This window comes from Delftia sp. WSY_10 (genome assembly GCF_043104705.1).
GTDB lineage: Bacteria > Pseudomonadota > Gammaproteobacteria > Burkholderiales > Burkholderiaceae_C > Comamonas > Comamonas tsuruhatensis.
Map to the genome: position 1 here is coordinate 302,978 of NZ_JBICKY010000004.1, position 15,148 is coordinate 318,125.

At 66.7% G+C, this 15,148-nt stretch carries 13 protein-coding genes; all 13 read right to left on the reverse strand.

The genetic code is table 11. From position 1 onward, the window contains the following. Positions 1–3 precede the first annotated feature (3 nt). Positions 4–1,182, reverse strand: coding sequence for a phospho-N-acetylmuramoyl-pentapeptide-transferase (mraY, locus tag ACF8ML_RS01600; RefSeq protein WP_016448034.1), 1,179 nt, complete (start codon positions 1,180–1,182; stop codon positions 4–6). Further along, positions 1,173–2,588, reverse strand: a complete 1,416-nt coding sequence (gene murF / locus ACF8ML_RS01605) for a UDP-N-acetylmuramoyl-tripeptide--D-alanyl-D-alanine ligase (protein ID WP_070080662.1) — start codon at positions 2,586–2,588, stop codon at positions 1,173–1,175. The genes mraY and murF overlap by 10 nt, the downstream gene beginning before the upstream one ends. Then, positions 2,585–4,114: a UDP-N-acetylmuramoyl-L-alanyl-D-glutamate--2,6-diaminopimelate ligase gene (locus tag ACF8ML_RS01610; protein ID WP_016453129.1), complete on the reverse strand. Its 1,530-nt coding sequence runs from the start codon at positions 4,112–4,114 to the stop codon at positions 2,585–2,587. Before ACF8ML_RS01610 ends, murF begins: the two co-directional genes overlap by 4 nt. Further along, positions 4,111–5,859: a penicillin-binding protein 2 gene (locus ACF8ML_RS01615; protein ID WP_013804112.1), complete on the reverse strand. Its 1,749-nt coding sequence runs from the start codon at positions 5,857–5,859 to the stop codon at positions 4,111–4,113. Before ACF8ML_RS01615 ends, ACF8ML_RS01610 begins: the two co-directional genes overlap by 4 nt. After that, positions 5,856–6,140, reverse strand: coding sequence for a cell division protein FtsL (gene ftsL, locus ACF8ML_RS01620; RefSeq protein ID WP_012203393.1), 285 nt, complete (start codon positions 6,138–6,140; stop codon positions 5,856–5,858). The genes ACF8ML_RS01615 and ftsL overlap by 4 nt, the downstream gene beginning before the upstream one ends. Positions 6,141–6,177: 37 nt before the next feature. Next, entirely contained in the window at positions 6,178–7,107 is a 930-nt protein-coding gene (gene rsmH, locus ACF8ML_RS01625) for a 16S rRNA (cytosine(1402)-N(4))-methyltransferase RsmH (protein ID WP_034366292.1), read from the reverse strand. A gap of 15 nt (positions 7,108–7,122) precedes the next feature. Then, complete coding sequence (gene mraZ / locus ACF8ML_RS01630) at positions 7,123–7,551, reverse strand: division/cell wall cluster transcriptional repressor MraZ (RefSeq protein ID WP_026062826.1); 429 nt, start codon at positions 7,549–7,551, stop codon at positions 7,123–7,125. A 370-nt stretch (positions 7,552–7,921) separates the two neighbouring features. Beyond that, entirely contained in the window at positions 7,922–9,241 is a 1,320-nt protein-coding gene (hslU, locus tag ACF8ML_RS01635) for an ATP-dependent protease ATPase subunit HslU (protein ID WP_191625484.1), read from the reverse strand. Between the two features lie 105 nt (positions 9,242–9,346). Beyond that, positions 9,347–9,892 (reverse strand): ATP-dependent protease subunit HslV, encoded by a 546-nt coding sequence (gene hslV / locus ACF8ML_RS01640; RefSeq protein WP_016448040.1) that lies wholly within the window; start codon positions 9,890–9,892, stop codon positions 9,347–9,349. 69 nt (positions 9,893–9,961) lie between these two features. After that, entirely contained in the window at positions 9,962–11,746 is a 1,785-nt protein-coding gene (locus ACF8ML_RS01645; RefSeq protein ID WP_046240633.1) for an STAS domain-containing protein, read from the reverse strand. Positions 11,747–11,791: 45 nt separating this feature from the next. Then, positions 11,792–12,286: an RNA polymerase-binding protein DksA gene (dksA, locus tag ACF8ML_RS01650; protein ID WP_016448042.1), complete on the reverse strand. Its 495-nt coding sequence runs from the start codon at positions 12,284–12,286 to the stop codon at positions 11,792–11,794. Positions 12,287–12,816: 530 nt separating this feature from the next. After that, the gene (locus ACF8ML_RS01655) at positions 12,817–13,932 is read right to left on the reverse strand and encodes a CobW family GTP-binding protein (protein ID WP_392406011.1); all 1,116 of its coding nucleotides are present in this window, start codon (positions 13,930–13,932) and stop codon (positions 12,817–12,819) included. Between the two features lie 134 nt (positions 13,933–14,066). Beyond that, positions 14,067–15,146, reverse strand: a complete 1,080-nt coding sequence (locus tag ACF8ML_RS01660; protein WP_392406013.1) for a tyrosine recombinase XerC — start codon at positions 15,144–15,146, stop codon at positions 14,067–14,069. Between the last annotated feature and the right edge of the window lie 2 nt (positions 15,147–15,148).

Below are 15,148 nucleotides of genomic sequence, written 5' to 3' on the forward strand. Positions count from 1 at the left end.
GACTCACCTCAGCTTCAGCGTGGACAGGCCCAGCAGGCACAGCAGCATGGTGATGATCCAGAAGCGGATCACGACCTGGGTTTCCTTCCAGCCGCTCTTCTCGAAATGGTGGTGCAGCGGCGCCATCTTGAGCAGGCGACGGCCTTCGCCATAGCGCTTCTTGGTGAACTTGAACCAGGTGACCTGCAGCATCACCGACAGCGCCTCGACCACGAAGATGCCGCCCATGATGGCCAGCACGATTTCCTGGCGAACGATCACGGCGATGGTGCCCAGCGAAGCGCCCAGCGCCAGCGCGCCCACGTCGCCCATGAAGACCTGGGCCGGATGGGCGTTGAACCACAGAAAGGCCAGACCCGCTCCAGCCATCGCCGCGCAATACACCAGCAGCTCGCCCGAGCCCGGGATGTGCGGGAACAGCAGGTACTTGGCGTAGCCGGCGTTGCCGGTGACGTAGGCAAAGATGCCCAGGGCCGAGCCCACCATGATCACGGGCATGATGGCCAGGCCGTCCAGGCCATCGGTCAGGTTCACCGCATTGCTGGCGCCCACGATGACCAGGTAGGTCATGACCACGAAGCCGAGCACGCCCAGCGGGTAGCTGACTTCCTTGAAGAAGGGAACAAGCAGGCCGGCCTTGGGCGGCAGGTCCAGCGAAAAGCCCGACTGCACCCAGGTCACGAACAGCTCGAAGACCTGGGCATTGGTGTTCTCCGAAATGCAGAACACCAGGTAGAGCGCGGCCAGCAGTCCGATGACGGACTGCCAGAAATACTTCTCGCCCGAGCGCATGCCCTCGGGGTCCTTGTTGACCACCTTGCGCCAGTCATCGACCCAGCCGATGGTGCCGAAGCCCAGGGTGACCAGCAGCACGATCCAGACGAAGCGGTTGGACAGGTCGAACCACAGCAGCGTGGACACGGCGATGGACAGCAGGATCAGCGCCCCGCCCATGGTGGGCGTGCCGCTCTTGGCCAGATGGGTTTCCATGCCGTAGCCGCGCACGGGCTGGCCGATCTTGAGCGAGGTCAGCATGCGGATCAGGCGCGGCCCGGCCAGCAGGCCGATGACCAGGGCCGTGAGCGCGGCCATCACGGCGCGCATCGTGAGGTACTGGAAGACGCGCAGAAAGCCGAACTCGGGGGACAGGCCCTGCAGCCATTGGGACAGCATCAGCAGCATGCGGCCTCCTTCTTGCAACCGTCATCCTTGCCGGCCGCCTCGACCGCCTGAACCACCTGCTCCATCTTCATGAACCTCGAACCCTTGACCAGAATGCTACCCACCTCGGGCAGCGCGGCACAGGCTGCCTGTTGCAGCGAGGCCATGTCTTCGAAATGCCGGGCACCTGCACCGAATGCGGTGGCGGCGGATGCGCTTTGCGCGCCCAGCGTGAACAGCCGGGCAATGCCCAGGCTGCGCGCCAGCGCGCCCGCCTCGGCATGGAATTGCGGCCCCTGGTCGCCGACCTCGCCCATGTCGCCCAGCACCAGCAGCTGGGGAGCGGGCAGTTCGCGCAGCACCTCGATGGCCGCGGCCACCGAATCGGGATTGGCGTTGTAGCTGTCGTCGATCACGGTGACCGGGCGACCTTGCACCGAAACGCTCAGCGCGCGCGAGCGGCCCTGCACGGGCTCGAACACGCTCAGGCCGCGTGCGATGTCGGCCAGCGGCACGCCGGCAGCCTGGGCGCAGGCCGCTGCGGCCAGCGCGTTGCGCACGTTGTGGCGGCCGGCGATGTGCAGGCGCACCGGCGCCTCGCCCTCGGGCGTGGCCAGGGTGAACTGCCAGGCATCGCCCAGCCACAGCGCGTCACGCGCGTGGATATGGGCGCCGTCGCCAGACTCGCCGAACAGCAGGCATTGGCGGGCGCCCGCCAGCTCACGCCACAGCGGCGTGTAGGTGTCGCCTGCGGGGAACACGGCCACGCCGTCGGCGGGCAGGGCCAGCAGCACGCTGCCGTTTTCGCGCGCCACGGCCTCGACCGTGTGCATGAATTCCTGGTGCTCGCGCTGGGCGTTGTTGACCAGGGCCACCGTGGGTTGGCCGATGGCGGCCAGCTCGGCAATCTCGCCGGGATGGTTCATGCCCATCTCCAGCACGGCCACGCGGTGCTGGCCGGTCATGCGCATCAGGCTCAGCGGCAGGCCGATGGAGTTGTTGAAGTTGCCGCGCGTGGCCAGCGCCGCCTCGCCCGCATGGGCACGCAGGATGGAGGCCACCATCTGCGTGACCGTGGTCTTGCCGTTGCTGCCGGTGACGGCGATCAGCGGCAGCGCAAAGCGCGCGCGCCAGGCCGTGGCCAGCGCGCCCAGGGCGGCCAGCGAATCGGGCACTTCGATGCCGGACAGGCCTGCAGCCTCCAGGCCGCCATGGGCCAGGGCTGCGGCGGCACCGGCCTCGCGGGCCTGGACCAGGAACTGGTTGGCATCGAAACGCTCGCCCTTCAAGGCGACGAATAGATCCCCGGCCTGCAGCGTGCGGGTGTCGGTGTGCACGCGCGTGAGCACGGTCTGGCCGTTGCCGACCAGCCGTGCCTGGGGGATATGCGACTGGATCAGCTCCAGCGCTTGTTGCAAGGTCATCATGACCGCTTCTTTCCTTCACGGGCCGCCAGCGCCTTGCGCGCCTCGGCCATGTCGGAGAACGGATGGCGCTGGCCTGCCGTCTCCTGGTAGTCCTCATGTCCCTTGCCGGCGATCAGCACCACGTCGCGTTCGCTGGCGTGCGCGATCGCCTGGGCGATGGCCGCCGCGCGATCGGCCTGGGACTGCAGGTTCTCGCCCGGCTGCATGCCGGCCAGGATCTGGTCGATGATGCGGTCGGGCACTTCGCTGCGCGGGTTGTCGCTGGTGACCAGCACGCAGTCGGCATTCTTCTGGGCGGCCTGCCCCATGAGCGGCCGCTTGGTGGCATCGCGGTCTCCACCGCAGCCGAACACGCACCACAGCCGGCCCTGGCGCTGCTCGGCGGCCGGGCGCAAGGCGCGCAGGGCCTTGTCCAGCGCGTCAGGCGTGTGGGCGTAGTCCACGGCCACCAGCGGCTGGCCGGGCTGGACGATCTGCTGCATGCGGCCGGGCACGGGCTCCAGGTGGGCGCAGGCAGCGACGGCCTGGTCCAGGCTCAGGCCCAGGCAGCGCAGCGCTGCCAGCACACCCAGCAGGTTGGATACGTTGTACTGGCCCACCATGCGCGTGTGCATGCGCAGGCTGTGGCCGGCCTCGATCACGGTGAAGCTCAGGCCCTCGGCGCCCAGCGCGATGTCCTTGGCCTGCAGGCGCGCCGCGCCCTCGATGGAAATGCTCCAGACATCGAGCGCGGCAGAGGATGGGCGCGACTGCAGCGTGGCCCACAGGCGCGCGCCGTGCGCGTCGTCCACATTGACGACGGCGGCCTGCAGGCCGGGCCAGTCGAACAGCGCGGCCTTGGCATCCCAGTAGGCCTGCATGCTGCCGTGGTAGTCGAGATGGTCCTGCGTGAAATTGGTGAACATCGCCACGCGGATGCGCGTGCCGTCCAGCCGGTGCTCGACGATGCCGATGGACGAGGCCTCGATGGCGCAGGCCGCCAGGCCCGCATCGGCGTACTCGCGGAATGCGCGCTGCAGCCGCACCGGGTCGGGCGTGGTCATGCCCGTGGATTCCAGGGCGGGCGGGATGCCCACGCCCAGCGTGCCCACCAGGGCGCAGCCGCTGCGTTCCTGCAGCTTCACCTGGGCCAGCGCATGCGCCAGCCACCAGGCCGTGGTGGTCTTTCCGTTGGTGCCGGTGACGGCCAGCACGTCGATCCGGGCGCTGGGATGCTGGAACCACTGGTCGGCGATCAGGCCCGTGGCGGCCTTGAGGCCAGGCAAGGCCGCGATGTGCTCGCCGGAAAAACCGAAGGGCTCGACGCCCTGCGCTTCGACCAGGCAGGCCACGGCGCCGCGCTCCAGGGCCGAGGCCACATGGGCGCGGCCATCGGTGGCCGCGCCGGGCCAGGCAATGAAGGCATCGCCGGGCCGGACCTTGCGGCTGTCGGTCTGCAGCGTGCCGCTGCCTTGCAGGCGGGCGGCCAGCCATTGGACAGCCTCGGTGGCCGACGACAGCATCAGCAGGGCTTGGGAGGAACTCATAGCGATGGCTCCTCCACGGGGTTGGCGACGATCAAGGGCTTGACTTCCATATCGGGCTGCACGCCCATCAGGCGCAGCGTCTGCTGCACCACTTCGCTGAACACGGGTGCCGCCACGGTGCCGCCGTAGATGGTGCCGGCACTGGGCTCGTCCACCATCACGGCGACGATGATGCGCGGGTTCTCGATGGGCGCCATGCCCGTGAACCAGGCGCGGTACTTGCCGGCGGCATAGCCCTTGCCCTGCTGCTTGCGGGCCGTGCCCGACTTGCCGCCCACCGAGTAGCCGATGGTCTGGGCGCGCTGGCCCGTGCCGCCGGGGCCGGCCGCCAGGGCCAGCATCTTGCGCACCTCGTTGGCCGTGCGCGGAGAGAACACGGGCACGCCCACGGGCGGCTCGTCGGTCTTGACCATGGTGGCCGGGATCACGCGCCCGCCGTTGGCAAATACGGTGTAGCTGCGCGTCATCTGCAGCAGGCTGGCGGACAGGCCGTAGCCATAGCCCATGGTGGCCTGCTCCACCGGCCTCCAGGTCTTGTAGGGACGCAGGCGACCGCTGGCGGCGCCGGGAAAGGAGATCTGCGGCTTCTGGCCGAAGCCCACGGCCGAGAAGGTTTCCCACATTTCCTTGGCCGGCATCTGCAGCGCGATCTTGGTCGTGCCCACGTTGCTGGACTTCTGGATCACGCCGGCCACGGTGAGCAGGCCGTAGTTGTGGGTGTCGGAAATCGTCGAGCCCGTGACGTTGACGCGGCCCGGCGTGGTGTCGATGGGCGTTTCCGGCTTGAAGCGGCCCGACTCCAGCGCCAGGCCGATGGTGATGGGCTTCATGGTCGAGCCGGGCTCGAAGGTGTCGGTGATGGCGCGGTTGCGCAGCTGCTCGCCCGTCAGGTTCTTGCGCTTGTCGGGCACGTAGCTGGGGTAGTTGGCCAGGGCCAGCAATTCGCCGGTGTGCGCATCCATGACCACCACGCTGCCCGCCTTGGCCTTGTGCGCGATGACCTGCTCCTTGAGCTTCTGGTAGGCGAAGTACTGGACCTTGCTGTCCACGGACAGCTGGATGTCGCGGCCGTCCTGCGGCGGCACTTCCTCGCCCACGCCCTCGACCACGCGGCCCAGGCGGTCCTTGATCACGCGGCGCGAGCCGGGCTTGCCGCCCAGCTCCTTGTCGAAGGCCAGCTCCATGCCTTCCTGGCCATGGTCTTCCACATTGGTGAAGCCCACGATGTGGGCGGCCGATTCGCCTTCCGGGTACTGGCGCTTGTATTCCTTGCGCTGGTAGATGCCCTTGATGTTGAGGGCATGGATCTGCTGGCCCACGTCCCAGTCGAGCTGGCGCTTGATCCAGACGAAGGTCTTGTCCTCGTCGGCCAGCTTTTCCATCAGCGCGGGCAGCGGCATCTCCATGAGCGCGGCCAGCTGCTTGAGCTTGGCCTTGACCTCGGGGTCGTCCTGCTCGACATCTTCGGGAATGGCCCAGATGCTGGCGGCCGGCACGCTGGAGGCCAGGATCAGTCCATTGCGGTCCAGCAGGCGGCCGCGGTTGGCCGGCAACTCCAGCGTGCGCGCAAAGCGCACCTGGCCCTGGCGCTGGAAGAAGTCGTTGCCGAACACCTGCACGTAGGCTGCGCGCGCGCCCAGGCCGACAAAGCCCAGGCCCAGCATGGCCACGATCATCTTGCTGCGCCACAGGGGTGTCTTGGACGCCAGCAAGGGGCTGGAGGTGTAGAGCACGCTGCGCGTCATGGAGCCACTCCCGTGCGCGCATCGTCATTGACGTACTGGGCGATGGCCGGCGTCGCCGGCTTCATCTGCAGGCGCTCGCGCGCCATGACCTCGATGCGCTGTGGCGTGGCCTGGGCGCGCTTTTCCACCTGCAGGCGCTGCTGCTCGGTGGCCAGGCGGCGCGATTCGGCCACGGCGCGGTCCAGTTCGGTGAACAGCCGGCGCGACTCGTACTGGTTGTGCACCAGGAAGATGGCGCTGGCCATCACCGCCAGCAGCAGCACGAGGTTCAGGCGCAGCATGCCACGCCCTCCTCTTGCGCCAGACGGTGCGTGCGCTTCATGCAGGCACCTCGGTGCGGCGGGCCACGCGCATCACGGCCGAGCGCGAACGCGCATTGGCGGCGACCTCGGCCTCGCTGGGCTTGATGCGGCCCAGGGCTTCAAGGCGCATGGGTGTGGGCGCGGCAAAGGGTGCGCGCCGGTCATAGACTTCCTTGGAATGCCTGGCAATGAACTGCTTGACGATGCGGTCTTCCAGCGAGTGGAAGCTGATCACCACCAGGCGCCCGCCCGGCGCGAGCACGCGCAGGCTGGCCTCTAGCGCCTGTTCGAGTTCTTCAAGCTCGGCATTGATGAAAATCCGAAGAGCCTGGAATGTGCGTGTCGCTGGGTTCTGCCCAGCCTCGCGGGTCCGGACCGCGCCAGCCACGAGCTCGGCAAGCTCCGCGGTATTGCGAAGGGGCCCCTGGCTTTCGCGCCGAGCAACAATCGCCTTTGCAATGGGGCCAGCAAACCGTTCTTCGCCGTAGTCACGTATCACCTCCGCAATCTGCTGGGCATCGGCTTCCGCCAGCCAGTCCGCCACGCTCTGACCGCGCGTGGTGTCCATGCGCATGTCCAGCGGACCCTCGAAGCGGAAGCTGAAGCCACGCTCGGGGTTGTCGATCTGGGGAGAGCTCACCCCCAGGTCCATCAGCACGCCCTGCACGCTGCCGGCCGGCAACTCGCCCAGGTGGCGAAACCCTTCGTGCCGAATCGAAAAACGCGCATCGGTGATGCGCGCTGCCTCTTCGATCGCGTCCGGGTCCTTGTCGAACGCCAGCAAGGTCCCGCCCGGCCCTAGCCGCTGGAGGATGCGCCGGGAATGCCCGCCTCGCCCGAACGTCGCGTCCACCCATTGCCCGGCAACGGGCTGCGCGGCGCCGCCCAGCAGCGCATCGACGGCCTCGTCGAGCAAAACGGTGATGTGTTGCAACGGCTGATTCAAGAGAACGCCTCTTTCCTAGAAAGCAAAATCCTGGAAGGCCGCAGGCATCTCTTCCTGCATGGCCTTCGCTTCATGTGCCTCATAAGTGGCCTTGTCCCACAGCTCGAAATGGTTGCCCATGCCCAGCAGCACGACCTCCTTGGTCAGACCCACGGCGTCGCGCAACTCGGGCGACACCAGCACACGGCCGGTGGCATCCATGTCCACGTCCATGGCGTTGCCCAGGAAGATGCGCTTCCACCACTGCGCCGACATGGGCAGCTGCGCGATCCGCTCGCGGAACTGCAGCCACTCCGTGCGCGGGAACAGCATCAGGCAACCATGGGGGTGTTTGGTGAGGGTGACCTGGCCCTGCGCCATGGCCAAGAGGGCGTCACGATGCCGGGTCGGCACAGACAGCCGCCCCTTGCCATCGAGATTCAGCGAGGACGCCCCTTGAAACACGGTCAGTCACCCCGGTCGGTTGGAGCCATCGCGTCCCGGAAATCGGGGCACAAAGGCAACTTTCACCACTTAATTGCACTTTTTTGCACTGTAGCAGCAATTTGGTGTTTCACAACCCGGGAATGGACAATTATTTGCAATGAAATCAACAACTTAGAGATCGAATGCAATGTGAGTGATGACAAAAAACCGAGACTTTACAAGCACTTAGGGGAGTGATTGCAAGTGAACTCTCAATCCCGGCAGGCAATTGCAACGATTCAATTCGCTGGCGACGGGGTGCAACTCGGGCCGGCCTCCTACAAAAAGTGACTGCCCGGCAATGCGGGCAGTCACTTCGATGGCGGCTGCTCGGCCGCCGGGGCAGGCTTCAGAGGATGAAGCGAGACAGGTCTTCGTCCTGGCTCAGGGACTGCAGGCGCTGGTCCACGTAGGCCGCGTCGATGGTGACGGTCTGCCCCGAAAGCTTGGCCGCATCGAAGCTGACCTCGTCCAGCAGCCGCTCCAGCACGGTGGACAGGCGGCGCGCGCCGATGTTCTCGGTGCGCTCGTTGACCTCGAAGGCGATGCCGGCCAGCCGGGTGATGCCTTCGGGCGTGAACTCCAGCGTGACGCCTTCGGTGGCCAGCAGCGCCTGGTACTGCTTGACCAGGGAGGCATGGGTCTGGGTGAGGATGGCTTCGAAGTCCTGGACCGACAGCGAGTCCAGCTCCACGCGGATCGGGAAGCGGCCCTGCAGCTCGGGGATGAGGTCGCTGGGCTTGGACAGGTGAAAGGCGCCCGAGGCGATGAACAGGATGTGGTCGGTCTTGACCACGCCGTACTTGGTGGAGACGCTGGTGCCCTCGACCAGGGGCAGCAGGTCGCGCTGCACGCCCTGGCGCGAAATGTCGGAGCCGCTGCTTTCCTGGCGCGTGGCGACCTTGTCGATCTCGTCGATGAAGACGATGCCGTTTTGCTCCGCATTGGCAATGGCGCGCGTGCGCACATCTTCCTCGTTGACGAGCTTGGCCGCTTCCTCGTCGGTCAGCAGCTTCATGGCCTCGGCAATGCGCAGCTTGCGCGTCTTGCGCTTTTCCTGGCCCATGTGGCTGAACATGCCGCGCAGCTGCTCGGCCATCTCCTCCATGCCCTGGGGACCCATGATCTGCACCTGGGGCGGCGCGTCGGCCACGTCGATATCGATTTCCTTGTCGTCGAGCTGGCCTTCGCGCAGCTTCTTGCGAAAGACCTGGCGGGCCGTGCTGTCGGCAGCCACCTCGCCGCTGCGGGCCTGGGGCACGAGCACGTCGAGGATGCGGTCCTCTGCAGCGTCTTCGGCGCGCAGGCGCAGCTTCTTCATGTCGGCCTCGCGCGTCTGCTTGACGGCGACCTCGGCCAGATCGCGGATGATGGCGTCCACGTCCTTGCCCACGTAGCCCACTTCGGTGAACTTGGTGGCCTCGACCTTGATGAAGGGCGCATCGGCCAGCCGCGCCAGGCGGCGCGCGATCTCGGTCTTGCCCACGCCGGTGGGGCCGATCATGAGGATGTTCTTGGGCGTGATTTCCTGGCGCAGGCCGTCGGCCACGTTCTGGCGGCGCCAGCGGTTGCGCAAAGCGATGGCCACGGCGCGCTTGGCACCGGTCTGGCCGACGATGTGGCGGTCCAGTTCGGAGACGATCTCCTGGGGGGTCATGGCAGAGGACATGGTGTGTATTCGAAGCATTGCGCCGCCAGCCCCGCTTCCGTTACCTGGCCGCTGGCGGCTATCCGTTTCAATGGCCGGGCGAGAACCGCCCGCGCCGCGAGGGTCTCAGAGCGTCTCGACCGTATGGTGCATGTTGGTGTAGATGCACAGCTCGCCGGCAATCGCCAGCGACTTGCGCACGATCTCCTCGGCCGACAGCTCGGTGTTGGTCAGCAGCGCCTTGGCCGCCGAGTGCGCGTAGGCGCCACCCGATCCGATGGCCACGATGCCCTGCTCGGGCTCCAGCACATCGCCGTTGCCGGTGATGATCAGCGAGGCCGATGCATCGGCCACGGCCAGCATGGCCTCCAGCCGGCGCAGCACGCGGTCGGTGCGCCAGTCCTTGGTCAGCTCGATGGCCGCGCGCGTCAGATGGCCCTGGTGCTTTTCCAGCTTGGCCTCGAAGCGCTCGAACAGCGTGAAGGCGTCGGCCGTGGCGCCGGCAAAGCCGGCCAGCACCTTGCCGTGGTAGAGCTTGCGCACCTTGCGCGCCGTACCCTTGACGACGATGTTGCCCAATGTGACCTGGCCATCGCCACCGATGGCGACCTGCACGCCTTCGGGGGTCTGCCGGCGCACGCTGATGATGGTGGTGCCGTGATACTGTTCCATAGCGGTGCCAGATGAGGGCGGCTCCCGTCTTCTCAAGAGCCCCTCCAAAGAATGCCGCCGCTCGGCAGGTCAGTCCCGTCTCGGCGTTACCTGCGCATGCTCCTGGATGCCGATCACATTGAAGAATACGGCCACCAGCTGGTGCAGTTGGCCGAACTGCAGCACATGGCCCAGCGACTGCATGTGGGCCGCCCAGTTGAGCACGGAGCCGGCCGCCGCAAAGTCCATGCGCACCAGCTGGGTGCAGTCGATGAACACCGGCTCGCCCAGGCTGGCGCCTTCCTGCACCGGGTCCAGCCAGGTGGAGGCATCGCCTTCGATGGTGCCGGACAGCGCAAATCGCACGGTATCCGCCGGGGCGGCAGCGCCCGGCTGCACAGGGGCTTGTGCACCGCCGGACTCGACGGCTTGCGTCAGGCACTGGCAGACCGGGTCCACCCATGCAGGTGGCGAGACTTCGTAGGTCACGCAGTAGTCCAGGGCCACCAGCTCGAAATCATCCTGCCGGTTCATCAGGCGCAGCACGGCCATGCGCAGGCGCCACCACAGCGTATCCACAGCGGAGTCGCCCGACGGAGCCAGCTCGCCCAGCAGCGCCTGCAGCCGGTCCGCGTTGAGCAGCACGAATACGCCCTGGGAATCGGCCCATTGCTGCAGCAGCGCCTCCAAGGCGGTGGCTGCCGCCTCGTCGATGTGGGTCACGGCAGCCCAGTCCAGGGTCCAGGGACCGGCGGCCTTGGCCTGGGAGGCCTTCAGCGCCGTGACGGCGCTGGGCGTGACCTGGGCGGGAGCGCTCCAGCGCCAGCCGCGCCCTGCCGCTGCGCCGGGAAGGGGCGCCATCGCGGCGGTGCGCTGCTGCGGCATCGCGAACCACTGGGGAGCGGAGCGGCCGAAGCGCGCCGCGAATTCAATGCCGGCCTTGTCGAACTGCAGCGGGCGATCGGCCGCGCGGTACAGGTCCAGCAAGGCCAGCCAGACCGGCAGCTGCGCAGGCACATCGCGCCGCTCGATCAGCTCCAGCATGCCCTGCTCGGCGCCGTCCACGTCGCCATTGGCAAAGAGGATGGCCGGCTCTTCGAGGTCGGGATCGTGCTCGAACACCACGAAGGATGGCGGCACCATGTCCATGGGCTGCGGGGCAGAGACCTCGGTGGCCGCGAAGGCGGGCAGGAAATCGGTCGCCCCCTCCAATGGCCGCAGGGGGCGGGCCATGGGCATGGAATCCATGAGGGGAGCCGTGGAGACGGACGGCACCTGCGGCGCAGGTGCCAGGCTCATGGGCAAGGTGGTGGCAAAGGCCGCCACATCGCCGGCCGAGGCGATGGCCGCAGGCACCACGTCGCTGAGCATGGGGATCTGGCCCGGCGGCGGCTGCTTGCGAAACGACGCCGGCGCGGGGTTGCCGCCAGCGGGCAGCGCCATGGGAATGGTGGTGGCGTCGGCCGCCTGCTTGCCCCGCCACCATTGCTGGGACATCTGGGCCTCGATCTCGTCGATCTTCTTGAGCGTGACGGCGCGCTCGCCGGAGGATTTGGAGCTCAGCAGGCTGCTGAGGAATTGCGAGCCCTGCGCAGCCGGTCCGGGCACGCCGACGCCGACAGATGCGCTGCCCGGCCGGGAGGCCTGTTGCAACTCGGCCTGGCGCAGGCGGCGCAACTGGTCGAATTCGCGCTTGCGTACGAAGTCGTTGCGGCGCTTGCGCTCGATCATTTCCTTGAGCGCCTGCTTGCTGTACTGGCTCTCCTGGTCAGCGTCGAGGCCGTCGAGATCGGACCAATTGACCGTCGGGTGGCGCACAAAGCGCACCACCTTGGACAACAACCCTCCCGATTTGCTGCTCTCTTCTTTTGCCATGGCGAATCAGATTAGCACCACCGTTCCGAAGGCCGTTGCCGCAACTCAATCTCCGTACATCTTCTGCTTGAGCTCGCGTCGCTGCTGGGCCTCCAGCGACAGCGTGGCCGTGGGACGGGCCAGCAGGCGGCCCACGCCGATGGGCTCGCCGGTTTCGTCGCAGTAGCCGTAGTCGCCTGCGTCGATGCGTGCAATGGATTGCTCGATCTTCTTGAGCAGCTTGCGCTCGCGGTCGCGGGTGCGCAGTTCCAGCGCGTGCTCTTCCTCGATGGTGGCGCGGTCGGCCGGATCGGGAACCACCACGGTGTCCTCGCGCAGGTTTTCTGCCGTCTCGCCCGCGTTGGTGTGCATGTCGTGCTTGAGAGTGAGCAGCTTCAGGCGGAAGAACGCCATCTGCTTCTCATTCATGTAGTCGTCATCGGACATGGCCAGCACTTCGGCATCCGTCAGCTCCTCCGCCGACTTGGTCTTCCAGGCATTGGCCAGCTTGGGGTCTCGTTTCGTCGATCCCGACGAAGGCGTTTGCGTAGTGGTAGGCATAGTGTTGGTTTCGCTAACTTAGTCCGAGCCGGGGGCATCGGACGGGGCCATGGATGGTACTGTCAATCGAGGCGCCCGGGTCGAATGCCATGTAGGACAGCCGATCGCCGCAGTTGCGGAACCTGCCGGCTTCCCCTTGCGGCGGGGTGCGGCAATCCAGGCCGTGCGGCGGCCGTGCGTGCAAAGAGCCCTTTTCCAGCCGGCTCGGGAGGCCAGGTCGACGACGCCGACCGCAGTGCGGACCGCGGCCTTCTGGCTTGCAGCCGGGGCCTGGGCGGCCACTGACGGCTTCTTGCTGGATTCGGCGCTCACTTGCTGTCTCCTCACGGTATGGGCGACCCCTGCGGGGCAGTCCATTGGGCTTGGGGGCTCTCTTCAGGGGCGCGATTGTATCGATGCTCTACAGGAGCGCAAGCCGTTGCACATACCCCACATGAAAGCAGAGGAACCGCCTGCAGATGCGGGCGGCTCCTGCGTCAATCAGATGTCAGCAAAAACCATGTGATTCCTCACAAAAGTTCACAGACGGCTCAGACCAGGCACTGCTCCAGGCCCTGCAGGAAGATGTCCTGGGGCAGGTCGATGCCGATGAAGACCATCTTGCTCTGGCGCTTTTCGTCTTCGGCCCATTGCGGTCCCAGGTCGCTGCCCATGAGCTGGTGCACCCCCTGGAAGATGACCTTGCGCTCCGTGCCCTGCATGTTCAGCACGCCCTTGTAGCGCAGCATGCGCGGGCCATAGATGTTGACGATGGCGCCCAGGAAGTCCTCCAGGCGGGCAGGGTCGAACGCGCGGTCGGCACGGTAGACGAAGCTCTTGACGTCGTCATCGTGGTGATGGTGGTGAGGATGATTGCAGTGTTCGCCGTGCTCGTGATCATGGGCGTGGCTGTGGGCGTGGTCGTGCTCGCAGTTCTCGTCATGCTCGTGGTCATGGCTGCAGTGCTCGCCATGCTCGTGCTTGTGATCATGGCCGTGGTCGTGATCGTCTTCCTTGAGGAAGTCGGGATCGATGTCCAGCTTGGCATTGAGGTTGAAGCCACGCAGGTCGAAGACTTCGTTCAGGGGCACTTCGCCGAAATGCACGGCGCGGATGGGCGCGCGCGGGTTCATGTGCTTGAGGCGGTGGATGAGCGCGTTCTTCTCGTCCTCGCTGACCAGGTCGGTCTTGGACAGGAAGAGCTGGTCGGCAAAGCCGACCTGGCGGCGCGCTTCCTGGCGGTCGTCCAGCTGCTGGTTGGCGTGCTTGGCATCGACCAGGGTCAGGATGGAGTCGATGAGATAGGTCTCGGCGATCTCGTCGTCCATGAAGAAGGTCTGGGCGACGGGGCCGGGATCGGCCAGGCCCGTGGTCTCGATCACGATGCGGTCGAACTCCACCAGGCCCTTGCGGCGCTTGGAGGCCAGCAGCTGCAGGGTCTCGCGCAGGTCTTCGCGGATGGTGCAGCAGATGCAGCCGTTACTCATCTGCAGGATCTGCTCCTTGGACTCCGTCTTGAGAATGTCGGTGTCGATGTTTTCTTCGCCGAACTCGTTCTCGATCACGGCGATCTTCATGCCGTGGGACTCGCTGAGCACGCGCTTGAGCAGCGTGGTCTTGCCCGAGCCCAGGAAGCCGGTAAGGATGGTGACGGGAATCAGTGCCATGGGATTGCTTTCAGAAAATTCAGCAAAGGGAAGCGGCAAGGCCCGTCCACCATGGACGGGCCTTGTCGAAAAGACGTTCCGAATAAGTTTAGCGAGCCTGTCAAGTGCTGTTTTGCCAGAGGGCTTGGCCTTTTTTATTCGAGGTTGTCCTTCTCAGGGGTTTCGCCGACTTGCCTGCTGTCGCCGCTCTTGCGGCGCGCGCGCGGGTGGGCGCTCTCGTAGGCCTGGGCCAGATGCTGGAAATCCAGGCGCGTGTAAATCTGCGTGGTCGAGATGCTGGCGTGGCCCAGCAGCTCCTGCACGGCGCGCAGATCGCCACTGGACTGCAGCATGTGGCTGGCGAACGAATGCCGCAGCACATGGGGATGGACACTGGCCGACAGGCCGGCCTGCTGCCCGCGCTGGCGCAGCCGCGCCCAGACCGACTGCGCGCCCAGGCGCTCGCCGCGCCGGCCGATGAAAAGGGCGGGTTCGTGTTGCGCAGCCTGCGCGGCCGCACCCGCAAGACCCGTTTCCCGAAGGGCCAGCCAGCGCTGCAGCGCCTGCAGCGCGGCGACGCCCACGGGCACGGTGCGCCGCTTGCCGCCCTTGCCCTGCACATGGGCATCGGCGGCCTGCAAATCTATCCAGCCACGGCCCTGGCGCTGCGTGTCCTGGCCGGGCGCCACGTCCAGGCCCACCAGCTCGCCCACGCGCAGGCCGCAGCTGTAGAGCAGTTCGGTGATGGCGGCGTCACGTGCCTCGATCCAGGGGTCGGCGTCGGCGTTGCTGAAGGCGGCCAGCTGCACGGCGTCATCCACGCCCAATGCCTTGGGCAGGGGTTTGGGGGCCTTGGGACCGCGCACGCCCTCGACGGGATTGAAGGGCACCAGCGATTGCTGGGCTGCCCAGCGGAAGAAGCTGCGCCAGCCAGACAGGATGAGCGCAATGCCGCGCGGACTGCGGCCCCGGGAATGCATCTGGGCCACGAAGCGGCGGATGTGGGCGGGCTGCAGCGCCAGCAGCTCCTGGCCGGCGTCGCGGGCCATGGTGCAAAGCCGGGCCATGTCCAGCGCATAGAGTGCGCAGGTGCGGTCGGCCAGGCGCTTTTGCACGCGCACATGCTCCAGATAGGCATGGACGGCGGCGGGGAGCATCGCCAGGTTCTCTGCCGCCAGAACCTCTGCCGGAAGATCGCCTTCCGGGAGCCCGTCCCTGTCCGATGCTCCCGGCATGG